The 25,465-nt window shown below is 72.5% G+C and carries 8 protein-coding genes; all 8 read right to left on the minus strand.

The features are described 5' to 3' along the window. Positions 1 to 6: 6 nt before the first annotated feature. On the minus strand, positions 7 to 1,029 hold the full coding sequence (locus tag ACGFNH_RS31990) for a ScbA/BarX family gamma-butyrolactone biosynthesis protein (RefSeq protein ID WP_393659793.1): 1,023 nt from the start codon (positions 1,027 to 1,029) through the stop codon (positions 7 to 9). 21 nt (positions 1,030 to 1,050) lie between these two features. Continuing rightward, a complete protein-coding gene (locus ACGFNH_RS31995; RefSeq protein ID WP_393659795.1) occupies positions 1,051 to 2,046 on the minus strand; it encodes a nucleoside-diphosphate kinase in 996 nt (331 codons plus the stop codon). Beyond that, positions 2,043 to 3,134, minus strand: coding sequence for an SDR family oxidoreductase (locus ACGFNH_RS32000; protein WP_393659797.1), 1,092 nt, complete (start codon positions 3,132 to 3,134; stop codon positions 2,043 to 2,045). The genes ACGFNH_RS31995 and ACGFNH_RS32000 overlap by 4 nt, the downstream gene beginning before the upstream one ends. A gap of 28 nt (positions 3,135 to 3,162) precedes the next feature. Beyond that, positions 3,163 to 4,815, minus strand: a complete 1,653-nt coding sequence (locus ACGFNH_RS32005; protein ID WP_393659799.1) for a hypothetical protein — start codon at positions 4,813 to 4,815, stop codon at positions 3,163 to 3,165. Next, entirely contained in the window at positions 4,812 to 7,655 is a 2,844-nt protein-coding gene (locus tag ACGFNH_RS32010) for a phosphoenolpyruvate synthase (RefSeq protein WP_393659801.1), read from the minus strand. Before ACGFNH_RS32010 ends, ACGFNH_RS32005 begins: the two co-directional genes overlap by 4 nt. A 96-nt stretch (positions 7,656 to 7,751) precedes the next feature. Beyond that, complete coding sequence (locus ACGFNH_RS32015; protein ID WP_393659802.1) at positions 7,752 to 8,870, minus strand: beta-ketoacyl-ACP synthase III; 1,119 nt, start codon at positions 8,868 to 8,870, stop codon at positions 7,752 to 7,754. Positions 8,871 to 9,164: 294 nt separating this feature from the next. Continuing rightward, entirely contained in the window at positions 9,165 to 10,178 is a 1,014-nt protein-coding gene (locus tag ACGFNH_RS32020) for a Gfo/Idh/MocA family protein (RefSeq protein ID WP_393659804.1), read from the minus strand. Continuing rightward, the gene (locus tag ACGFNH_RS32025; protein ID WP_393659806.1) at positions 10,178 to 25,372 is read right to left on the minus strand and encodes a type I polyketide synthase; all 15,195 of its coding nucleotides are present in this window, start codon (positions 25,370 to 25,372) and stop codon (positions 10,178 to 10,180) included. Before ACGFNH_RS32025 ends, ACGFNH_RS32020 begins: the two co-directional genes overlap by 1 nt. Positions 25,373 to 25,465 lie beyond the last annotated feature (93 nt).

Here is a 25,465-nt window from a genome sequence, read left to right on the forward strand (position 1 = left end):
CTTGTCTCAGGTCCGGGCGGGGGTCGGGGCACCGGCGGCGACACCTGCCGGGGCGGGCAGGAAAGCCGCCTGCCCCTGCGCGCGGTGAGCGAAGGCCGGGGCGCGGTCGGCGAACCCGATCCTGGCCTCGGCGACGACTCCCCCGCTCTGGTGCAGGGTGCACGGGATGTCCGCGCCGGGCGGCGCGGGAGCGGTCCGGCATTCCAGTGGCAGATCCATCTCGCCGAATCGGCGGAACCGCGCGGAGAGCCGGACCGTCAGCGCCGCGGGGGTGGTCAGCGTGCCGGCGTCCACGGCCGCGGTGAGGGCCAGTTGCCGCAGAGCCTCCAACTCCAGCATTCCGGGCACGTGGTCGACCCAGTGGTCGAACATCACCGGGTGCGCGGTGTCCGGCACCAGGAGTGCCTTGCGGCCGCCTTCGCCGGTGGAACATGACACCGAGATCACCGCGTTGGCGGGGTCGCGGCGGTCCACCAGGGCCGGTTCGATGCGCGGCACGGGCAGCGCGAGGGGGGTCTCGAGAAGACCGAGCCTCGTGCGCTGTTCGGTCCGCACACGCGTCCACTCGTCCGGCGGCATCCAGGAGTACGCGATGCACGCCGACATCGCCTCGCGCCCGGCGATGGTCGTGGTGAAGCGCAGCCGCAGCCCCGTCAGGCCGGACCGTCCCTTCATCCGGTGCTCGATACGGGCGACGATGACGAGCTCGGTCGGGGTGCTTCCGGGCATCAGGGCTGTTGGGTCCCGCACCTCGAAGTCGACCGTCCGCAGGAGGAACCTGTGGTCCGCGGGTACGTCGAAGAACCGGTGGGCCACCACGAAGATGCCCTGGCGGCACGCCTCCAGCAGCAGCATGGGGGCATGGTCGGTCCGCAGGCCGAGGGTGTCGTCGTAGAAGGCGTGGAGCCGGGGCAACTGCCCCGCGAGAACCACCTCGTCCTCGCCGCGGCGCTCGGCGTCGGTCAGGAAGACCTCGGCGATCGCGGCCCGGTGCACCAGCGACTTCGGGAGTGTCCGGGTGAACTGCATCGGCTGCTCCTGCTCCTCGTTTCAGGCTTCGGTTGCCCGTACAGCGGTCAGGTGGTGGCGCCATTCCTCGACGCCGGCTCCGTCCAGCACCGGGGCGCGGCCGGGCCGGCGCATGGGGAGCACCGCGGAGCCGACGATGACCGCGTCCCACGGGTCCAGCTCGACTCCGTGGTTCCATGCCGTCTCCAGCAGGTCGCGCGGGGCGGCCGACGGGTCGAGCCCGGGGTGGCGGGAGACGGCGTCCCGCAGGCGTTGGGCGGCGGGCTCGAAGTCGAGTTCGCGGGGCTTGGTTGCCGCGTAGAGGCGGTCGGCGAGCTCCCTGGCCCGCGGGGTGCGGTCCTGATCGGAGAGCGCGGAGCGGAAGAGGCGGTCGCGTTCCGCGTCGTCGAAGTGGACGGCCAACTCCCGCAGCACATCGGCCGGTTCGTCGGGGGTGTGCACCAGGTTCAGCAAGTAGCTGTAGCGGCCCAGCAGATGGCGCAGCTGTCCTGGAACCCGGGCTTCCGGGTCGGTGGGCCCCTTGAGGTGGGTGAGCAGGACCGAGGCGGGGATGTCGGTCGCGGTCTCGGGGCGGACGACCAGCACGAGGGCGTCGGCGTTCTCCAGGAAGAGCGCGGCGAGCCGCCTGCGGTAGGGGGTGGCGAGGTTCCACTGGAAGTACCACAGGGAGCGGATCATGGTCCGGGTCAGCCGGGTCGTCTCCGCGCCGACGATCCGGAAGCCCTGTTCGGCCAGCCAGTCGACGGCGGCGTGCAGTCTGCGGGCCGCCACGGCATCGGGTTTGAGGAGCAGCGCGGCGTGGCGGTGGGCGAATCCGGTGACGTCGTCGGTGAGCGCGGCGAGCTGCTCGTGACTCTCCTGGTAGTAGGTGTCGGCGCCGTACAGGCGGCGCTTGCGGGGTTGGCAGCTCAGGAGCGGCGACAGCACTGCGCCGTGGACGGGCTCAGAGTTGTCCGGCCGCTGCGGGGTGCCAGGCCGCTCCGCGGTGTCCGCATGCCTCGGGTGCTCCGGGTTCATCGTGGGGCGCTCCGCTCGGATCGCGCCAGGGAGGGCTCCCGCGGCACGGGCGCGCCGAGGTAGCCGACCTTCAGGCAGTGGTCGAGGAGCCGGCGCAGGTACGGGCGCCCGCCCGCGGGTACCGGTCGGCCGCTGAACGCGGCGGCCCGGGTGGCGTCGAAGTGGATGCGCCGGCGGAAGTAGGTGTCGTACAGCGAGACGACCCGGTCGTAGAAGGGGCGTTCCGCATCGGGCAGCGCTGTCGCGGAGAACGAGGACGGCGGCACGAACCTAGGCACCTGGAAGGAGGGGTACTCGGCCAGGACGTCGGAGAAGTCCCGGAGGGTCAGCACCTGGCCCACGGCGTGCAGGGTCAGTCCCTGGGCGTCCTCGAAGCGGGTGGCGGCCTCGGTCACCAGGTCGGCCACGCGGTCGACCGGCACCAGGTCCAGGGCGGCGTCGTAGTGGCCGGGGATGGTCCGCACCAGTCCTCTGGTGACGATTCTGAGGACCGGGTAGATGGTCTTGAAGTCGCGGACGCAGCCGTTGCGGGCGGCGCCGGTGACGATGCTGGGACGTACGACCGTGACCGGCAGGCCCTCCCCGGCGGCTCTGTGCACCAGGGTCTCGCCTGTCAGCTTGCTCTTCTCGTAGGCGTTTCCGGGGCGCTGGCCCACGTCGAGTTCGTCCTCGCGGGCGATACCGTCCCGTTCCCCGCACACGTAGGCCGTGCTGACGTGCACCAGCGGGATGCGGTGGGCCGTCGCGACACCCAGCACGTGGCGGGTGCCGGCCACGTTGACGCTCTCGTAGCGCTCCTCGGGCAGGCCGAAGTCGGTGATGGCGGCGCAGTGCACGATCCGGTCGGCGGCCGCGACGAGGCGCAGCTCGTCGTCGGCCAGGCCGAGTCCGGGGCGGGTGATGTCGCCGGTGAGCGGGGTCAGGGTGCCGGGCGCCGGATTGAGCTTTCTGCCGTTGTTGCGGACGAGCAGCCCGTTGCTGTGCACGAGGGCCAGCACGGTGTGACCCGCCGCGGTGAGACGGGCGGTCACCTCGGCGCCCACGAGGCCGCTGGCGCCGGTCACCAGAACCGTCATCGCACTGGCCATCGGTCGGTCCTCCAGGGATGGTTGGCGGTCATACGGCGGGGTGGGGCTGGGTGCCGCTGCTGGCGAGAAGGTCGCGGGCCTCCTCGATGGGCAACTGCGCGTCGAGGTAGGCGCCGATGCGGAGCCAGTCGTAGCCGAGCTCCAGCGTGGCCCTCCAGGTATCGGCGGAGTCGAAGGAGGAGGGGAAGGCGTCGGCGCCCGCGCTCTGCCGTACCAGGTCCACGACGGCGTGCAGTTCGGTGCGGACGGCGTCCCCGGTTCGGGGCGAGTCGATGGTGCGGCGCAGGAGTTGCTCGGCGCGCGCCCGCAGGGGCCGGGCGTCCTCCGGGAGCAGGCCCATCCGGCGTACGAGGTCGGAGTCGGCGGGCAGCGGGTTGATGCCGTGGGCGCTGAACAGGCCGCGCAGTGCGGCGTGCACGGCGCGGCGCGCGGCGAGTTCCGCGACCTTCCACTGGCCTCGCTGCAAGGCACCCCTGAGGTCCTCAAGGGCGTTCTCGGCGACGACGTTGGACCACACCACCGCCATGCCGGCCGCTGCGAACCGTTCGGCGGGCAGCGGAACCAGGTCGATGGCGTCGGGCCCGCTGACGGCCGCGCCCCGCAGCGAGAGCACGGGCCGGGCGGTGGTCGGTGGCGGGGTGAGAGGTCCGGGCGGCGCGGCCAGTGGCAGGGACGGGGTGATGGTGCCGCCGCCTTTCCACGCGAGCCGTATCAGCCCGTAGCGCAGGAACGCGGCCAGGAGCGGCCCCGGTTCGGCGACTCCGGTGTCCTCGGCGGCGGCCAGCACCTGGGGCAGCGGGCGGCCGAGCACCAGGGAGCGCCAGACCGTTCCGGCCCGGTCGCCGAGGGCGAACACCTCGCGCATCCCGCGGACGACGTGGACCTGCGGGCCGGTCTGCCAGGTCGTCACCCGGGCGGCTCGTTCGACGGTGAGCCGCTCGGGGCGCCACGGTACGCCGGTGATGCCGAGGTCGGCGGCGAACGCGAGGCAGGCGGAGAGGTAGGCGCGGGCCGCTTCGGCGTCGCCGGCCACGGGAGCGCCGGCCTCCAACTCCCAGTACCGGTCCCGGATCTCCGGCCGGTCCGCACGGTCGAGTTGCAGGGACAGCCACTTGGGTTCCAGATAGGTCTCGCCCCGGCCCGCCGCCCACGACTTGACCGCCTGGACGAGCCCGGCGCGGGCCCAGTCGGCCGCTTCGTCTCCCTCACCGAGGCAGAGCAGCGCCATGGCGTGCCGCAGGGAGTGCCGGGCATGGTGCGCCCACCAGTCCGCGGCGATCGTCCGGAACCGCTCGACCGGCAGCATGCCCTTGACCGTTTCGATCAGGGCGTGACCGCGCAGCGGATGGCTGTGCAGGAGCCGCTGACAGCGGTTGAGCAGGTCCTCCGAGAGGCGGCCGGGTCGTTTGGCGCCCGCATCCAGGACGCCGAACTGCTCGGCGATCTGACGGACCGACCGGGTCCGGATCTCCACTCGACGGCCGTCGACGAAGAGCAGCGACGGCATCGTCGGCAGGTCGTGCTCGTCACGGCCGATGAGCAGGAAGTCGATGTCGGAGGAGGGGTTGCCGAACCCCTCCGCTATCGAGCCTTCGAGCACGACGGACCACTCGGTGCCGTCGGGCAGTTCGGCAAGGGACTTGTCGAGCAGCCCCTGCAGCTGCTCCTCGCTGAGGATCACGGGTGCGTCTCCGTCCTGGCAGTGTCGGGGGTCCCGGTGAGGTCCCCGTCGTGAGGCGGGGGCGGGTCGCCCAGTACGGTGACCGTGCCCGCGGCGCCGTCGACGCGCAGCGGCGTTCCGGTCCGGATCTCGGTGGTGACGTCCCTGACCTGGACCACGGTGGGGATGCCCAACTCCCGGGCCACGACGGCGACATGGGTCAGCGGACTGCCGCGCTCGATGACCAGAGCGGCGGCCGAGGACAGTGCGGACACCCAGCCGGGGTCGGTCCGGTACGTCAGCAGGATCCCGCCACCGATGTCGCGCGGGGTGTCGGTGACGACGGCCGGGCCCTCGGCGACGCCTGGGCAGCATGGGGTGCCGCGCAGCTCCCCCGCCCCGCTGCGGACGGCCGGCCCCCTGGACCAGCCGGCGTGCTCCAGGTTGCCCGACCAGTACGGCGCGCCACGCGTGGTGAACCGGGACGGGGCGAACAGTTCGGCGTCGGCGGCGAGTTGCTTGCGGCGCAGCGCCACCAGGTTCTTCAGCTCGGCGTGGACGACCATGCCCTCGTACGTACCGCGGACCTCCTCGAGACGCAGCATGAAGACGTCGTCCCAGGCGTCGATCGCCCCGATGCGGGCCAGGTCGCGGCCTGTCGCGCGCAGCATGCGCTTGGCCGCCCCGAACGCGCGGGTGCGGCAGAACCGCAACCGCTCCCGGTCGGCGAGGGCGTTGCGGGCCTTGCGCCGGACGCGTTCGTAGACCCAGCGGCGGGGGCCGCGCAGATGCCGGTCGAGATAGGCCTCGGCCTCATTGCGGCGGTCACCCGCGCCATCGCTGCCGGTGCCCGTGCCGCTGCCGCTGCCAGTGCCGGTGCCGGTGTCCGTGTCGGGTGGCGCGTCGCGCAGCAGGGCGAACAGCCCGGCCGGATCCTCGTACAGGTCCGGCACCTCCAACTTGAGCTCGTCCGGGCTGCGGTAGCCGTAGTCGGCCACATACGCGTCCACGGCGGCGAGGACCTCGGTGTGGCCGCCGTCCCGCAGCGCCCGGTGGGCGTCGGCGTCGGGGGTGCGTTCCAGCAGCTCCCGCACCTCGTCGTCGGCGCGGACCAGCGCGGCCAGCTCGGCCAGCGCCCACACCGGTTCGGCGGACTCCACGTCCCTTCCCGGGCCGGCCGCGGCCCAGGTGAACCACTCGGGGGCGTCCGGCAGCCAGCGCCGGGTCAGCAGGGCCAGCATCCCGACGGACAGCAGGATGGTGGCGTCCAGCGCCTGCATCGGGCCCCACTTCTCGATCAACTCCCGTTGCAGGCGCCGCAGTCGGCGGTAGGTCTCCTCACCCGGCAGTGCGTCGTAGTCGATGTTGTTGAAAATCTCGTACGCGCGGTAGAAATCCCGGTGGAAGGTCTCCACGGACTTTCGGATGGTCAGGAACCTCCAGCCGAAAACGGCGGCACGGAACAGCCGTGACCATCGGCCGCGCAGCCCCTTCCGGGGAGTGAACGGGTGAAGGCGCTCCGCAGTTTCGTCGGAAATCCCTTCCGCCACTCCCAGTGACTTCTCCAGCACCCGGCGATTCAACGCGTAAAAGGGCGCCAGTCGCACCATCCGGTACCAGTGGAAAAGGTTGTAGTAGACCCGCCCGTGGAAATAGCCGAGCATGTTCGGGGTCCACTCCCGCACTTCCCGCAGTTGTTCGGACCTCACACCCAAGGTGCGGGCGTAGCTCTCGTACACCTTGGCGTAGGTGTCGGCGGCGAAGCTGTAGGTCAGCGGGGAGACCACGCCGCTGAAGCTCTCGATGATGTTGGAGTTGTCCCAGATCCGCAGCTGTCCCTCGGACTCCGGGACGGATCCGGACCCCTGCGGTGCGGACGGCGCGTCCGGGGCGGTGAGCGTCGTGGTGACGGGACGGCTCTGCAGCACCCACAGGGTGCCGTCGGCGATCGCCCACTCGATGTCCTGCGGGGCGCCGTAGTGGTCGGCGGCGCGCACCCCGAGCATGTGCAGCCGGGCGAGGTCCTCGGAGCTCAAGGAGAGCACCTTGCGGTTCTCGTCCGCGACCGGCCGCACCGCGCAACCGGGTCCTGCGCCGGCGCCGAAGCTCTCCTGCTTGTCACCGATCACCGTGCTGAGCGGCTCGCCGTCGCCGGCGTCGAGGACGACGGTGTCCGCGTCGACGGCACCGGAGACCAGGCCTTCACCGAGCCCGTAGACGGAACTCAGCACAAAGCGTTCGGTGCTGCCCGTCGTCGGGTCGACGGTGAACAGGACGCCGCTGCGCTCGGCGGGCACCATGCGCTGGACGACGACGGCGACACCGCCGGCGCCGGGCGGCAGTCCGCGCTGCGCGCGGTAGCGCAGCGAACGCTCGGAGAAGCCGGAGGCCCAGCACTTGCGGACGTGCTCGGTGACCTGGTCGATGCCGGTGACATTGAGGAAGCTGTCGAACTGGCCCGCGAACGAGTGCTCGGTGCCGTCCTCCTCGTCACCCGAGGACCGTACGGCGACGAGTCCGCGACCGACGTGCCGGTAGGCCGCGTCGACGGCGGCAGCAATCCTGTCGTCGAGGGGAGCCGCCTCGACGAGTGCGGCGATCTCGCCGGCGATCTCCCCGGCCCGCAGGTCCCAGCCCTCGGACAGCAGCTTCTCGATGCGTTCGGACAGACCGCTTCCGCGGGCGAATTCCGCGAAGACGTCGAGGCCGAGCACCGACCAGCCCGGAACCTGGAAACCGGCCGTGGTGAGGGCGTGGAGATTCCGTCCTTTCCCGCCCGCCCGGCGCACGACTTCGGCTTCGTCACTGGAAGAGCTCAGAACAGGAAGAGGCTCGTCATCGAATCCCGCACCGAGCGACATCTGATCGACCTCCCGAGGAATTTGCCGAAACCGTACCCAAATCCCTGGCCAGGAGAAGTCGCATTCTCCCGGTGAGGGCGATCGTTAGGCATTGCCCTAAAAGTTGGCCGGTGGCCGCTGCCCGCGCGGCGAGTGGGAGGGTGCCGGACCCGCGGGGTACGGGCCGGTCGCGTCGGAGCCCGCGCCCACGCGGGAATCGGCGGGCCCCTCCGGTTCGGCCGGACGCAGCTGTGGCCATTCCAGTGCCAGGGAGCCCCACGTGAGCCCGCCGCCGAAGCCGGCCAGCACGACACGGTGTCCGGGCCGGAGTTCACCGGTTGCGACGCCGTCGGCGAGGGCGAGGGGAATGGACGCGGCGACCGTGTTGCCCAGCCTGCCGATGTTGGACAGCAACGTCTCCCGGGGCAGCGCGAGCCGCCGGGCGACGGCGGCAAGGATGCGGGCGTTGGCCTGGTGCAGCACCAAGGAGTCGATCTCCGTCGGCTGCCAGCCGATCCGTGAGGCGGTCTCCCGCACCGACTCGGCCATGCGACGCACCGCCTCGGCGAAGACGGCCTGGCCCTGCATCGTGAAGTAGGTGTCCTCGGCCTTGACCGGCAGCCCGGTGGAGCGCTCGCGCGATCCTCCCGCCGGTACCTCGATGAGGTCGCTGCGGCTGCCGTCGCTGCCCAGGTTCATCCCCCTGAGCGCGCCCGGTTCGCCGTACGACCCCGTGCGCAGGACGACCGCACCCGCACCGTCACCGAAAATGACCCGGGTCGAGCGGTCGGACGGGGAGAGCAGGGTGGAGAACGCGTCCGCGCCGACGACCAGGACACGATCTGCGGTGCCCAGAGCGATCAGTCCGGCGCCCGTCGCCAGGGCGTAGACGAAGCCCGTGCACACCGCCGCCACGTCGAACGCCGGGACCGGGCCCAGCCCCAGTCGGCTCGTCACCTCGGGTGCGGTCCCCGGGCAGGGCCGGTCCGGGGTGCTCGTGGCGAGGACCACCGCGTCCACGCTGTCGGTGCCGGCGGACCACAGGGCGCGCCGGCCCGCCTCGACGGCGAGGTCGCCGGTGGACTGCCCCGGGGAGACCCAGCGCCGCTCCTGGATACCGGTGCGGCTGCGGATCCACGCGTCGTCGGTGTCCAGTACGGCTGCGAGCTGGTCGTTGGTGACCACCGTGGGCGGTACCCAGCCTCCCAGCCCGGCCACGACTGCAGCTCGGTCCATGGAGTCCACATCCTTCCGCGCTTCGCCACCGGCCGCGGGACCATGTCCCGACAGCCGTGCGGAGCCCGGCGGAGGCGCCGAGCCTCAGGCCAAGAATTCACCCCAAGTGGCTGAGGGTTTCCCCAGAACCGCAACCGCCGGGCCGATTCCCTGCGCCCCGGGCGCACGCGCGCCGCGTGACTCTCATGCCGCTTGCCTGCCGACCGGGGCGCGGAGCCACTCGCGCAGGCGGGCGAAGCGCTCAGCGGCAGGCCCTCACCGCCGCCACCGTGTCAGAAGAGGAACGGGATGGGGTCACCGCTCGCCGGCCGATCGCACCGCGTCCACCAGCTCCGCCTGGCGCTGAGCGTCGTCCCCCGGAGTCTTGAGGTCACCGCCCTCCAGTGCCGTGCGGGCGAAAGAGGCGACCAGCGTGGCGAACTGGTGGCCCGCCGGCAGGGTGCGTTCCTCCAGGCGGTCCTGGCGCCGCAGCCGCAATAGGGGGCGCAACGTGGGCGGAGCCGTGAAGGCCCGGTCGAGCGTGATGCTGCCCTCGCTGCCCCAGATCGTGCACGCACACCGGTAGGAACGGTCGAAGCCGAACGCCAACTGCCCGGTGCGGCCGGCCACGTCGCCGACCAGGGCCGCTCCCGCCATGTCGACCCCGGTGCCCGGGTCGTGGCGCAAAACCGCGCCACGGACCGTCACGGTCGGGCCGAGGTACAGAGAGGCCGCGCGCAGGGTGTAGACGCCGGCGTCGAGCAGCGCGCCGCCACCCAGCGCGGCATCGTTCCGGATGTCGTCCGGGGGCAGCGGAGGGAACCCGAACTCCGCGGTGAGGTGGCGGGGTTCACCGATCGCACCCTCGTCGATGAGGGCGCGTACGGCGTCGTGCTGCCCGTGGTGCAGGAACGCGAAGTTCTCCATCAGCAGGAGGCCGGAGGCGCGCGCCGCGGCGACCAGTCCGGCGGCCTCCGCCCCACTCACGGCGAGCGGTTTCTCGGCCAGGACGTGCTTGCCCGCCTCCAGCGCCTTGCCGACCCACTCGGCGTGCAGGGCGGGCGGCAGCGGTACGTACACGGCGTCGATGTCGTCGCGGGCCAGCAGGGGGGCGTAGCCGGTCACCGCCTCGCAGCCGAACCTGCGGGCGACGGCCTCGGCCTTCTCTCGCGTGCGGCTTGCCACCGCGACCAGGCGCACCGACGGGTCGGCCACCAGCGCGGGGATGGTGTTGCGCCGGGCGATGGCGGCACAGCCGACGACACCGACGTTCAGGACCCGGTCGGCCACGGTCGCGTTCTCCCTCGGGTTGTCCGTCCGGTTGTCCATCATGCCGACCCGAACCGCTTGTCGATGAAGTCGAAGAGGTCGTCGTCGCTGGCCGCGCCGATCTCGTCCTCGACCGCCACCCCGGCGGCCTGGTCGCCCGCGCCGTCCGGCGGGAGCCCGGCGCCCGCCGGTGCGGGGACGTCCAGACGGGACAGCAGCCCCCGCAGCCGGCCGGCCAGCGCGGAGCGGACCGCCTCGTCGGCGGCCACCTCGTCCAACGCGGCTTCCAGCCGGTCGAGTTCGGACAGCATCGGCTGAACGGCCGCCGCGGCACCCGGCGTTGTCTCGGACCGCAGATGGCGGGCCAGCCCGGCCGGCGTCGGATGGTCGAACAGGAGAGTCGCGGGCAGCCGCAGTCCGGTGACCGTGTTGAGCCGGTTGCGCAGTTCGACGGCAGTGAGCGAGTCGAAGCCCATCTCCAGGAAACCCCGCTCGGGGTCGACGGCGTCGGAGTCGGCATAGCCGAGGACGGCCGCCGTCTGGTCCCGTACGACGTCCAGGAGTGCCGCGAACCGGCCCTCCGCGTCCAGGTCCGCGAGCCTGCGGCGCAGCCGCTCGGCGGGGGCGGCGCCGTCTGCGGCGGCGGTGCCGGTACGGCGCCGGACCGCGGGCTTGACCAGGGACCGCAGCAGGGCCGGGACGTCGCCGTCGGGTGTGCGCAGTCCGGCCGTGTCGAAGCGGGCCGGTACCAGCACCGCCTGATCGGCGGCGACTGCGGCATCGAACAGCGCCAGCGCCTCTTCGGAGGCCATGGGGACGACTCCGCCGCGCGCCATCCGCAGCAGGTCGGCCTGGTCGAGCTTGCCGGTCATCGCCGAACGCCGCTCCCACAGGCCCCACGCCAGCGACTGCGCGGGCAGGCCCTGGGCCCGCCGCTGCTGGGCGAAGGCGTCGAGGAACGCGTTGGCCGCCGCGTAGTTGCCCTGTCCCGAGCCGCCGAAGATGCCGGCCAGGGAGGAGAACAGCACGAAGGCGCTCAGCTCCTTGTCGCGGGTCAGCTCGTGCAGGTGCAGCGCCGTGTCGACCTTGGCGGCGAGGACCGTGTCCAGTCGTTCCTGCGTGAGGGAGCCGATGACGCCGTCGTCGAGGACGCCCGCGGTGTGCACCACGGCGGTCAGCGGGTGCTCGGCGCCGATCGTGCCGAGCAGCCGGTTCAGCGCCTCCCGGTCGGAGGTGTCGCAGGCGACGAGGTCGGCGCGTGCGCCGAGTTCGGCCAGCTCGGCCACGAGTTCGCGGCCGCCCGGCGCGTCCGGACCGCGGCGGCCGGCCAGCAGCAGGTGCCGGGCCCCGTGCCGGGTCACGAGGTGACGGGCGATCAGGCCGCCCAGCGCGCCGGTGGCACCGGTGACGAGGACCGTGCCGTCCGGGTCCAGCAGCGGGTCGCCGGCACCGGCGGGCTCCGCCGTTCCGGCGAGGCGGATGCGGACGAGCCGCGACGCACGCAACTCGCCCTTGCGCAGGGCAAGTTGCGGCTCGTCATGGCCCGCGGCCCGGGGCAGGGCCTCGTACGAATCCTGCGCACCGTCCCAGTCGAGGAGCACGAACCGCTCGGGGTTCTCCGACTGTGCCGTCCGCACCAGGCCCCAGACGGCGGCGGCCACCGGGTCGGGCGCCCGGTCACCGTCGTACACCGTCATGGCGTGCCGGGTCACCAGCACCAGCCGCGAGGCGTTGAAGGTGTCCTCGGCGAGCCAGCCCTGCAGCAGGCGCAGCGCCTCGCCGGTCGCGTGGCGTACGGCAGCGGCCGGGTCGCCGTACGCCGCCCGCCCTCCGTCGTCCTCGACGAGGCCCGGCACGGCGGCCAGCACCGTATCGGGAAGGGCCACGTCTCCGGCGGCGACGGCCCGGGCGAGGGCCTCCAGGTCCGGGTGGTGTGCGGCGGTGAGTCCGGCTGCCGTCAGAGCGCGGCCGATGTCCGGGTCGCGGTCGCCGTCCAGGACGGCCCAGCCGCCTCCGGCCGGGCGCACCGCGGCAGTGGCCGGGTTCACCCACTCCACCTGGTGCAGGTGCCGGGCCGCGGCGCGGGTGTCCCCCAACTGCCCTGCGGGCAGCGGCCGCAGGGTCAGTCCGGTCACCGCGGCGACGGGGCGCCCCGCGGTGTCGGCGACCCGCAGCGCGACCGTCTCGGGGCCGGTTGGGCTGAGTACGACCCGGAGCGCAGCGGCGCCGGGCGCGTGCAGCCGTACGCCGGTCCAGCTGAACGGCATCAGACCGGTGCCGGCCGCGGCGGTGGAGGCCAGGCCGATCGTCTGCAGCGCGGCGTCCAGCAGAGCGGGGTGAAGCCCGTACCCGGCGGCGTCGTCAGCGGCCCCTTCGGGCAGTTCCACTTCGGCGTGGATGTCCTCGCCGACCTTCCACGCGGCCTTGAGCCCCTGGAAGGCGGGCCCGTAGGCGAAGCCGTTCGCGGCGAAGCGGTCGTACAGCCCCTCCACGGTGACGGGTTCGGCCCCTTCCGCGGGCCACGCGGTGAGCGCCGGATCGTCGGCCGGGGCCTCCGCTTCGGGTGCGAGCAGGCCGACGGCGTGACGGGTCCAGGGCTCCTCGCCGGCGGCGTCGTCGGGCCGGGAATGCACGGTCACGCTGTGCGTACCCTGATCGCCGGGCTCGCCTACGGTCACCTGGAGGTGAACGCCGCCCTGCTCGGGCAGGACGAGCGGCGCCTCCAGGGTGAGTTCCTCGACGGTGCCGCAGCCGATCCGGTCACCGGCCAGGAGGGCCAGTTCCAGGAACGCCGTGCCCGGGAGAATCGCGGTGCCGGAGACCGCGTGATCGGCCAGCCAGGGATGGCCGGTCAGCGAGAGCCGCCCGGTGAGCAGGTACCCGTCCCCACCGGCCAGCGCGGTGCCCGCGCCGAGCAGCGGATGCTCGCCGGCCGCGAGCCCGGCCGAGGCCAGGTCCGGCGTTCCGGGAGCGGCGTCCAGCCAGTAGCGGTCGCGCTGGAAGGCGTACGTCGGCAGTTCGGCCCGGCGCACCGTGCGGCCCTCGAAGTACGCCGCCCAGTCGGGACTCACGCCGTGCACGTGCAGGGTCGCCAGGGCCGTGGTGAGCGCCAAGTCCTCGGGCCGGTCGCGGCGCAGCAGCGGCGTCACGACGGCGCTGCCCTCCGGGTCGTCCAGGCAGTCGCGGGTCATGGCGGAGAGAACGCCGTCGGGGCCCAGCTCGACGAACGCGGTCACGCCCTGGCGTTCCAGGGTGGCGACGGCGTCGGCGTAGCGGACCGTTTCGCGTACGTGCCGCACCCAGTACTCGGCCGTCTCCAACTGCCCGCTGTCGGCGGGTTCACCGGTGAGGTCGCAGATGACGGGGAGGACCGGGGACGCGTACGCGAGGTCGCGGGCAACGGCCCCGAATCGCGCCAGCATCGGCTCCATCCGCGGCGAGTGGAAGGCATGCGACACCATCAGCCGCTTGGTGCGCAGTCCGTCCGCCCGCCAGGTCTCGGCCAGCTCCTCCACCGCGTCCTCGTCCCCCGAGACGACCACGGAGGCCGGGCCGTTGACGGCTGCGACGGAGACCCGGTCCTCGTACGCGCGGAGCGCCTCGGCGACGTCCGCCTCACCTGCCTGTACGGACACCATGGCCCCGCCGTCGGGGAGTTGCTGCATCAGCCGGCCGCGGGCGGCGACCAGGCGGCAGGCATCGGCGAGGTCGAACACCCCCGCCACGTGAGCCGCGGCGAGCTCACCGATGGAGTGGCCGACGACGACATCGGGGCGCAGCCCCCAGTGCTCCAGCAGCCGGAACTGCGCAACCTGGAGGGCGAAGAGTCCGGCCTGCGTGTAGGCGGTGCGGTCCAGCAGGTCGGCATCGGGGGTGCCGGCCTCGGCGAACAGCACCTCCAGCAGGGGCCGTTCGAGTTCGCGGTCCAGCTCGGCGCAGGCGGCGTCGAGGGTTTCGGCGAACACGGGGTGCGCGGCGTACAGCTCGCGGCCCATGCCGGGGCGCTGGCTGCCCTGCCCGCTGAACAGGAACGCGGTGCGCCCGGACCGGCGACGCATCCCGCGGACCAGGCCGGGCACCTCCCGGCCCTCGGCCAACGCCCGTACAGCGGCGAGCAGTTCGTCCCGGTCGCGGCCGACGACGGCCGCCCGGTGCTCGAACGCGGAGCGCCCGTGGGCGAGCGAGTACGCGATGTCGCCGGGGTCGGCATCGCTCTCCCGCTCCGGGTCCGACAGATGGGACACCAGGCGGGCTGCCTGCGCGCTCAGGGCACCGGCGCTGCGGCCGGAGAGCACCCAGGGGACCACGGCGCCGGAGGCGGCGGGCACGGATGCCGCCTGCGGCGGCACGGCCGTCCCGGCGAGCGGTTGCGGGTCGGCGTCGGACGGCTGCGAGGCAGCGTCCGACGCCCGCGAGGCGGTGGCTGCTTCGGAGAGCAGCGGGGCGGCCGCCTCGGAGCGCACCTCGTGGCTCTCCACGGGCGGCTGCTCCAGAATCACATGGGCGTTGGTGCCGCTGATGCCGAACGCCGACACCCCGGCCCGCCGCGGACGACCGGTCTCCGGCCATTCCGCCGCCTCCGTCAGCAGCGCCACCGCACCCTCGGACCAGTCGATCTGCGTCGACGGACGGTCGGCGTGCAGGGTGCGGGGCAGTTCCCCGTGCCGCATCGCCAGCACCATCTTGATCACACCGCCGACGCCCGCAGCTGCCTGGGTGTGTCCGACGTTGGACTTCAGGGCGCCGAGCAGCAGCGGCCGGTCGGCCGGACGGTCCTGCCCGTACGTGGCCATCAGCGCCTGCGCCTCGATCGGGTCGCCCAGCAGGGTGCCGGTGCCGTGCGCCTCGACCGCGTCGACGTCCGCGGCGGACAGGCCGGCCGAGGCCAACGCCTGGCGGATGACCCGCTGCTGAGCGGGGCCGCTCGGTGCGGTGAGGCCGTTGCTCGCGCCGTCCTGATTGACCGCGGAACCGGCGAGCACGGCGAGCACCGGATGCCCGTTGCGGCGGGCGTCCGAGAGCCGCTCGATGAGCAGCAGGCCCACGCCCTCGGCCCAGCCGGCGCCGTCGGCCTCGTCCGAGAAGGCCTTGCAGCGCCCGTCGGCGGACAGCGCCCGCTGCCGGCTGAACTCGATGAAGGTGTCCAGCGAAGAGATCACGGTCACGCCGCCGACCAGCGCCATCGAGCACTCACCGCTGCGCACCGCCTGCGCGGCCATGTGCAGCGCCACCAGCGACGAGGAGCACGCGGTGTCGACCGTGACGGCCGGTCCTTCCAGCCCGAAGGTGTACGCGATCCGGCCTGAGGCCACGCTGCCCGCGCTGCCGGTGGCCAGATAGCCCTCGAAGTCCTTGGGCGCGCGCTGCACCCGGGAGCCGTAGTCGTGGTAGTTCGAACCGACGAAGACCCCGGTCCGGCTGCCGCGCGCCGCCGACGGGTCGATGCCGGCCCGCTCGAACGCCTCCCACGACGTCTCCAGGAGGAGGCGCTGCTGCGGGTCGACGGCCAGCGCCTCCCGTGGGCTCATCCCGAAGAACTCCGGGTCGAAGTGGTGCGCGTCGTACAGGAATCCGCCGCCCCGGGCGTAGAAGGTTCCCGGGCGGTCCGGGTCGGGGTCGAAGGCCCCCTTCAGGTCCCAGCCGCGGTCCTCCGGGAACGCCGACACCGCGTCGCCGCCCTCCGCGAGCAGCCTCCACAGCTCCTCCGGGCTCCCCGCGCCGCCGGGGAAGCGACAGCTCATCGACACGATCACCACGGGATCGTCGTCCACCGCTGCGGGGCGGGACGCGGCCGGTGCCGGCGCGGCGGCCGCGGGAGCGGTCCCGGACAGGTCCTCGTGCAGCTTGCCGGAGAGCGCGACGGCGGTGGGATGGTCGAAGACCAGCGTCACCGGCAGCCGCAGCCCGGTGGCCTCGGCGATGGAGTTGCGCAGCGCGACCGCCGTGAGCGAGTCGAAGCCCAGGTCACGGAAGGCCCGCTCCTCCTCGACCTCCTCGGGGCCGGAGCACCCGAGCGCGGCAGCGGCCAATGTCCGTACGAGATCGAGGAGTTCACGACGCTGCTCGTCGTACGGCAGGGCCGCGAGCCGCGCCGTGAGCGCGTTGCCGTCGCCGCCGTCCTCCCCGGGCGCGGTCCGTGCCGCCAGGGCCGCCCGCACCTCGGGCAGATCGGCCAGCACCCGGGGCGCCACGTCGGAGTGGGCGAACGCATAGGTCTCCCACCGTACGTCTGCCACGGCCAGCACGGGTTCACCGCCGACGACGGCCTCCTCCAGCGCGGTCAGGGCCAACTCCGGGTCCATGGCGGGCATTCCGGAACGGGACAGCCGCTCTCCCGTCTCACCGGACGCCAGTCCATCGCCGCCCCACGCACCCCAGGCGATCGACGTCACGGGCAGGCCGTCGGCATGCCGCTGCCGGGCGAGCGCGTCGAGGAAGGCGTTGGCGGCGGCGTAACTCCCCTGACCCGGACCGCCGAGCGTGCCGGCGAGCGAGGAGAACAGCACGAACGCGGACAGGTCCATGTCGCGGGTCAGCTCGTGCAGATGCAGCGCTGCCGCCGTCTTGGGACGCAGTACGGTCTCGGCCCGCTCGGGAGTGAGGGCGTCCAGCACGCCGTCGTCCAGCACGCCCGCCGCGTGCACCACGGCGGTGAGCGGCTCGTCCTCCGGCACAGCGGCCAGCAGCGCCGAGAGCTGCTCACGGTCGGCGGCATCGCACGCAGCAAGGGTGACGCGGGCGCCGAGCCCGGTCAGCTCCGCCTCCAACTCGGCCGCACCGGGCGCCTCCGGGCCCCGGCGGCTGATGAGCAGCAGATGCGTGGCGCCGCCACGGGCCAGCCGGCGGGCGACCTGTGCACCCACTCCCCCGGTGCCGCCGGTCACCAGGACCGTGCCGCTCGGCGTCCACTCGCCGGGCGTCGCTTCCGGGAGCGTGGCCCGCACCAGCCTCCGCGCGAACAGCCCGGAACCCCGTACGGCCACGTGGTCCTCGCCGACAGCCCCCGACAGGGCGGTCACCAGCCGTGCGACGGCACGCTCGTCCAGTTCCTCCGGCAGATCGACCAGCCCGCCGAAGCGCTGCGGATACTCCAGCGCCGCGATCCGGCCGAGGCCCCACGCCTGTGCCTGAACGGGTGCGGCCGGCCGGTCGGCACGGCCGGTGGTCACAGCACCCCGGGTCGCCATCCACAGAGGGGCGGCGACACCGGCGTCCCCGAGAGCTTGCAGGAGCGCGGTGTTGAGGGCGAGTCCGTTGTCGAGCGGACTGCCGGGGGCGTACGGGGACTCGTCCAGCGCGAGGAGGGACAGGACACCGGCCGGACGGGGACCGTCCTCGCCGTTCAGGGCGGTGCCGAGCAGAGCGGCGAGCCCGTCACGGTCGACTCCGGGGGCGACATCGACGGTGACCACGTCAGCGCCATGGGCCACCAGGCCGTGGGAGAGGGACGTGGTGAGGTCGGTGGTGGAGTGCTCATGCGGGACGAGGAGCAGCCAGGTGCCGGTGAGGGCGGTGGCCCGGGTGTCCCGGCCGACGGGCTTCCATACGACCTTGTACCGCCAGCCGTCCACAGCGGATCGGGCCACCTGCCCCTTGCGCCAACTCGACAACGCGGGGAGTACTCCGGCCAGCGGCTCGCTCCCCGGCAACCGCAGCGTCTCGGCCAGGCCCTCCAGATCCTCGCGTTCGACCGCCTCCCAGAAACGCGCATCAACCTCCCGACCCGAAGCCTGAGCGGATGCAAGGGCCGGAGCGGTCCGCTCCAACCAGTAACGACGATGCTGGAAGGCATACGTGGGCAGGGAAACGCCACGAGCGTCCTGGCCCGCGAGAACCGCGGTCCAATCGACCGGGATACCGCGCACCCACGCCTCGGCCAGCGAGGTCAGGAAACGATCCGCACCACCGTCGTCACGGCGCAGACTGCCCACCACCACGGCATCAGGGGCAGCCTCCTGCACCGCCATCCCCAGCACCGGATGCGAACTCACCTCCACGAAGGCGTCATACCCCTGATCGACCAAACCCTGGATCGCCTCGCCGAAGCGCACTCGCTGACGCAGATTCCGGTACCAGTACCCGCCGTCCAAAGCAGTGGTGTCGACCGACTCCGCCTGGGTCGTGGAGAAGAACGGCACCTCACCGGTGCGGGGAGCGACCGGCCCGAGCGCCTCGGCGAGTTCCGCCTCGATCTCCTCCACGTGCCGGGTGTGCGAGGCGTAGTCCACCGGAATACGACGCGCCCGGATCTCCTCCCCCTCGCAATGCGCCATCAACTCATCCAGCGCATCCGCATCCCCGGCCACCACAACCGAACCCGGACCATTCACAGCAGCGATGTCGATCCGGCCCGCCCAACCGGACAACAACTCCTCGACCTCGGCCTCCGACTGAGCAACAGAGACCATGCCGCCACGCCCGGCAATCGCCCGGATCGCCTTCGAACGCAACGCCACCACGCGCGCCCCGTCCTCCAACGACAAACCACCCGCCACCACCGCGGCCGCAATCTCCCCCTGCGAATGCCCGACCACCACCGACGGCTCAACCCCGCTGGCACGCCACACCGCAGCCAGCGACACCATCACCGCCCACGTCACCGGCTGCACCACATCAACATCCACCAACTCCGCCCCGTCGCGGACGACCTCGCTCAACGACCAATCGACAAACGGACTCAGCGCCCGCCCACACGCCTCCATCGACTCCGCGAAAACCGGGGAGCCCTCCCAGAGCTCCCGGCCCATCCCCACCCACTGCGCACCCTGACCCGGGAACACGAACGCCACCCGGCCAACGTCACCCGCCACCGCGCCACGCACCACACCTGCAGCACTCACACCACCGGACGCCAACACCCCAAGCGCGGACGCGAGTTCAGCCACGTCAGCGCCCAGCACAACAGCCCGGTTCTCGAACGCCTCACGTGTCGCCGCCAGCGACCACGCGACGTCCCCAGGTCGTACGTCTTCGGATGCGGACGCCACGAACGAGGCCAACCGGCCCGCCTGACCGGCCAGCCCCTGCCCACCACGCCCCGACACCACCCACGGCACCGGCCCCTCGGCCGCGAAGACCTGTGGGGCAATGCTCCCGACCTCGGGCTCCGTCTCCGGCTCCCGCTCAACCGGCGGCGCCTCCTCCAGCACCACATGCGCGTTCGTCCCGCTCACCCCGAACGACGACACTCCTGCCCGCCGCACGCGCCCCTCGGTGCCGGGCCACTCCACCGACTCCGTCAGCAACGACACCGCGCCCGTCGACCAATCGACGTGCGGAGTCGGCTCATCCACATGCAGCGTCCGCGGAAGAAGACCGTGCTGCATCGCCAGCACCATCTTCATCACACCGGCCACACCGGCCGCCGCCTGCGTATGCCCGACATTCGACTTCAACGACCCCAACCACAAAGGCCGTTCACGATCCCGACCATAGGTGGCCAGCAAAGCCTGCGCCTCGATCGGATCACCCAGCGTCGTCCCCGTACCATGCGCCTCGACCGCGTCCACATCCGCCGGGGACAGTCCCCCGTTGCTCAGAGCCGCCCGGATGACCTGCTGCTGGGCGAGGCCGCTGGGGGCGCTCAGGCCGTTGCTTGCACCGTCCTGGTTGAGGGCTGTCGAGCGGACCACGGCAAGGACCGGGTGCCCGTTGCGGCGGGCGTCCGACAGCCGCTCCAGCAGTAGTACGCCCGCGCCCTCGGCGAGTCCCATGCCGTCGGCGGCCTTGGCGAACGCCTTGGAACGGCCGTCCTTGGCGACGCCGCGGGTGCGGGCGAAGCCGATGAAGCCGATCGGCTCCACCATCACGGCGACGCCGCCCGCGAGGGCCATCGAGCACTCACCGGAGCGCAGCGCCTGAACGGCCATGTGCAGGGCTACCAGCGACGACGAGCACGCCGTGTCCACCGTGACCGCGCTGCCCTCGAGACCGAGGGTGTAGGCGATACGGCCGGACAGGACGCTCGTGGCGCTACCGGTGACGATGTGGCCTTCGACGCCTTCGGGGAGGTTGTCCAGACCGCCGAAACCCTGGTTGGCGGCGCCGACGAAGACGCCGACAGGGGTACCGCGCAGTGTCTCGGGCAGGAGCCCGGCCCGTTCCAGCGCCTCCCAGGAGGTCTCCAGCAGCAGCCGCTGCTGCGGGTCCATGGCGATGGCCTCGCGCGGTGATATGCCGAAGAAGCCGGGGTCGAAGTCGCCCGCGTCGTAGACGAATCCGCCCTCGCGGGCGTAGCAGGTTCCCTCGCGGTCCGGGTCGGGGTCGTAGAGGGTGTCGAGGTCCCAGGCGCGGTCGTCGGGGAAGGCGTCGATGACGTCGCGGCCCTCTGCGAGGATCCGCCACAGCTCTTCGGGGCTGTTGGCGCCGCCGGGGTAGCGGCAGCTCATCGAGACGATGACGATCGGGTCGTCGTCCGCGGCGGGTCCGCGGGCCGGGGAGGCCGCTGTGGCCGCAACGGGAAGGGCGCCGGACTCGCCGACCAGTTCCTCCCGGACATGGCGCGCGAGGGCGGTGACGGTGGGCCGGTCGAAGATCACCGTAACGGGGAGGCGCAGCCCGGTCGCGGTGTTCAGCCGGTTGCGCAGCTCGACGGATGTCAGCGAGTCGAAGCCCAACTCGCGGAAGGCCCGGCCGACTTCGACGCTGTTCGGGCTGCTGTGACCGAGCACTCCGGCGACCTGGGTCCGGACCAGGTCCAGTACGGCCTGGTCCTGCTCCTCGGCGGTCATGGCGCGCAGCCGGGAGACCAGACCTGCGGTCTCCGTGTCCGGCTCCCTGCGATTGCGGTCGTCCTCGGCACGCAGCAGTTCGGCGACCTCGGGCACTTCGGTGAGCAAGGGGCGCGGGCGGGCCGCGGTGAAGACGGGGACGAAACGCTCCCAGTCGATGTCGGCGACGGCGACGAGGCACTCGTCGCGGTCGAGGACCTGCTGCATGGCGGCGACGGCGAGGGCCGGGTCCATGAAGGGGATGCCGCGCCACCGCAGTTGCTCCTGGACGACCTCGAGGGCCATGCCGCCGCCGTCGTCGCTCCAGATGCCCCAGGCGATCGACGTACCGGCCAGGCCGCGGGCGCGCCGGTGTTCGGCCACGGCGTCGGCATACGCGTTGGCCGCCGCGTAGGCGCCGTGGTCGCCGCTGCCCCACAGGCCGGCGACGGAGGAGAAGACGACGAACGCGTCGAGCCGGTCGTCGGAGAAGAGCGCATCGAGGTTGGCGACGCCGGAGAGCTTGGCCTCGGCGCCGTCGGCGAACTCCTGGAGCGTCGTCGTGGCCAGAGGAATGAGGATGCCGACGCCCGCGGTGTGCACGACGGTACGGATCGCGGGCCCGTCGGCCTCGACCTGTTCGACGAGCGCGGCAAGCGCGTCCCGGTCGGCGATGTCGCAGGAGGCGATGGTGACGCGAGCCCCCAACTCGCTCAGCTCGGCCTCCAGTTCGGCGGCACCGGGCGCGTCCGCGCCGCGGCGGCTGACCAGGACCAGGTGCTCGGTCCCGTTGCGGGCGAGCCAGCGGGCGGTGTGTCCGCCGAGGCCCCCGGTGCCGCCGGTGATGAGCGCGGTGCCGCGCGAGGTCCAGGTGCGGTCGCCGCCTGCGGACCCGACGGGGGTACGCACAAGACGGCGGATCAGGACACCGGTACGGCGGATGGCGATCTGGTCCTCGGTCCGTGCGTCGGCGAGGAGCCCGCACAGCCGGGTAGCGGTGCGGTCGTCGGGCGTCTCCGGAAGGTCGACCAGGCCGCCCCAGAACTCGGGGTGCTCCAGCGCGGCGACCCGGCCCATGCCCCAGGTGCCGTTCTGCACCGGGCTGCGCAGTGGGTCGCTGTCACCGGTGGTGACGGCTCCGCTGGTGGCCAGCCACAGCGGGGCGCGTACGCCGGTGTCGCCGCACGCCTGGATCAGTGCCAGTCCGGCGACCAGACCGGCCGCGAGGCCCGGCTGTTCGGGGTGCGGGTGTTCGTCGAGCGCGAGGAGGGAGAGCACGCCGCTGTACTCGTCGGTGCCGATGCCGGAGTGCTGGGCCGTCTCGGTCAGCAGGGCGGTCAGCCGCTCCCGGTCGGTGTCGGCGGAGTCGACGAACAGCGGCGCGGTCTGCGCGCCGTGCGTCGCGAGCCCGTCCAGGCAGACCTGGACGAGTTCGGAGTCCGCGTGGCTCGCGGGGACGACGACCAACCAGGTCCCGCTGAGAGCCGCCGCGGTGGGATCGGCCGTGGGCCGCCACGCGAGGCGGTAGCGCCAGGAGTCGATGGTGGACGCGGCACGGCGGCCCCGGCGCCACGCCGACAGAACGGGCAACGCCTGGGCCAGCGCCTGCCCGCTGTCCTCGGTGACATCGAGTGCGCCGGTCAGCGCCTCGATGTCCTGCTCTTCGACAGCTGCCCAGAACTCGGCGTCCGCCGGATCCTGGGCGACGCCGGCCGCCCCTGCGAGCTGCGGCGATGCCGAGTCGAACCAGTACGGGCGGTGTTGGAATGCATAGGTGGGGAGAGCGACGGTACGGGCGTCATGGCCGGTCAGGACCCGCGTCCAGTCGACCGGAACACCGCGCACCCACGCCTCGGCCAGCGAGGTCAGGAAACGATCGGCGCCACCGTCGTCGCGGCGCAGGCTGCCCACCACTACCGCGTCCGGGGCGGCCTCCTGCACCGCCATCCCCAGCACAGGATGCGAACTCACTTCCACGAACGCCGAATAGCCCTGCTCCACCAGGCCATCGACGGCCTCGCCGAAGCGCACTCGCTGACGCAGATTGCGATACCAGTAGCGGCCGTCCAGCGCGGTGGTGTCGACCGGCTCCGCCTCGGTGGTGGAGAAGAACGGCACCTCACCGGAGAGCGGGGTGACCGGCCCGAGCGCCTCGGCCAGCTCCGCTTCGATCTCCTCCACGTGCCGGGTGTGCGAGGCGTAGTCCACCGGAATACGACGTGCGCGGATCTCCTCCCCCTCGCAGTGCGCCATCAACTCATCCAGCGCATCCGCATCCCCGGCCACCACAACCGAACCCGGACCATTCACAGCAGCGATGTCGATCCGGCCCGCCCAACCGGACAACAACTCCTCGACCTCGGCCTCCGACTGAGCAACAGAGACCATGCCGCCACGCCCGGCAATCGCCCGGATCGCCTTCGAACGCAACGCCACCACGCGCGCCCCGTCCTCCAACGACAAACCACCCGCCACCACCGCGGCCGCAATCTCCCCCTGCGAATGCCCGACCACCACCGACGGCTCAACACCACACGCACGCCACACCGCAGCCAGCGACACCATCACCGCCCACGACACCGGCTGAACAACATCAACATCCACCAACTCCGCCCCGCCGCGGACGACCTCCCTCAACGACCACTCGACAAACGGACTCAGCGCCCGCCCACACGCCTCCATCGACTCCGCGAAAACCGGCGAAAGCCCCCAGAGCTCACGCCCCATCCCCACCCACTGCGCACCCTGACCCGGGAACACGAACACCGCACCATCGGGTACGACGTCGAAGCTCCCGGACACGACGCCGGGGGCAACGCCGCCGGATGTCAACACGCCCAGGGCGTCGATGAGTTCGGCGCGCTCGGCGCCCATCAACACGGCTCGGTTCTCCAACGCCGCACGTGTGGCCGCCAGCGACCACGCGACGTCCACCGGCCGCACGCCCTCAGGAGCCGAGTCCACGAACGAGGCCAACCGGCCCGCCTGACCGGCCAGCCCCTCACCACCACGCCCCGACACCACCCACGGCACCGGCCCGCCGGCCGCGAACACCGGGGTGACGGTGACGGTGTCGTCGGTGGTCAGCGGCGCCCCCGTACCGGGCTCGGGATCCGTTTCGGAGTCGGGCTCCGTCTCGGGGTCGGGCTCCTTCTCCGGGCGTGCCGCGGGCGCCTGCTCCAGGATCACATGGGCATTGGTGCCGCTGCCTCCGAAGGACGACACGCCCACGCGGCGCGGACGGCCCGTCTCGGGCCAGTCCTGGTTCTCCGTGAGGAGTTCGACCGTGCCGGTGGACCAGTCGACGTGCGGCGTCGGCTCGTCCAGGTGCAGCAGCCTGGGCAGGACGCCGTGCCGCATGGCGAGCACCATCTTGATGATGCCGGCGACACCGGAACTCGCCTGAAGGTGGCCGATGTTGGACTTCAGCGCGCCCAGGCGCAGGGGCTGTTCGCGGTCCTGGCCGTAGGTGGCGATGACGGCCTGGGCCTCGATGGGGTCGCCCAGTGTCGTGCCCGTACCGTGCGCCTCCACCGCGTCCACGAGGTCCGGGGTGAGCCGGGCGTTGGCGAGGGCCGCCCGGATCACCCGCTCCTGCGAAGGCCCGTTGGGCGCGGTGAGACCGTTGCTCGCACCGTCCTGATTGATCGCCGAACCGCGAATCACCGCCAGTACGGGATGACCATTGCGCCGGGCGTCCGACAGCCGCTCCAGCAGCAGCACACCCACACCCTCGCCCCAGCCCGTACCGTCCGCACCCGCCGCGAACGGCTTGCACCGGCCGTCCGGCGCCAGCCCCCGCTGCCGGCTGAACTCCACGAAGTTGCGAGGACCGGCCATGACGGTGGCGCCGGAGGCGAGGGCGAGGCGGCACTCGTCCTGACGGAGGGCCTGCACCGCGAGGTGCAGTGCGACCAGCGACGAGGAGCACATGGTGTCGACGGTGACGGCCGGCCCCTCGAAGCCGAGGTTGTAGGCGATACGGCCGGACAGCACCGCGCCGGAGCCGCCCGTCAGCATGTGGCCCTCGACGCGGTCCCGGGCGTGGGCGGCCGAAGCACCGTAGCCCTGATCGCTGCTGCCGACGAAGACGCCCGCCTTCTCGCCACGCAGGGTGCCCGGGTCGATGCCCGCCCGCTCCAGCACCTCCCAGGAGGTCTCCAGCAACAGTCGCTGCTGCGGATCCATGACCGTCGCCTCGCGCGGCGAGATGCCGAAGAAGCCGGGGTCGAAGTCGGCCGCGTCGTACAGGAAGGAGCCGGAGCGGGTGTATGTCGTGCCCTGGTGCTCGGGGTCGGGGTGGTACAGGCCCTCCAGGTCCCAGCCGCGGTCCGCGGGCAGTTCGGAGACGGTGTCCACGCCCGCCACGAGCAGATCCCAGAAATCCTCAGGGGTGTGGGCGTTCCCGGGCAGGCGGCAGCTCATCGAGACGATGGCAATCGGCTCCTGCTGGCGGGCCTCGACCTCCTGGAGGCGTCGGCGGGCCTGCCGCAGGTCGGTGGTGACCCGCTTGAGGTAGTCGCGGAGCTTGTCCTCGTTAGCCATGAACGTCATCAGTCCCTAGGAGCAGGCCCGAAGGCTTGGAGTCACTCGTACCGGGTCGGCCGTGGAGCGTTGGCGAACCAGCACGTCGGGCGG

Source organism: Streptomyces sp. NPDC048639 (assembly GCF_043199075.1).
In the GTDB taxonomy this organism is placed as follows: Bacteria; Actinomycetota; Actinomycetes; order Streptomycetales; family Streptomycetaceae; genus Streptomyces.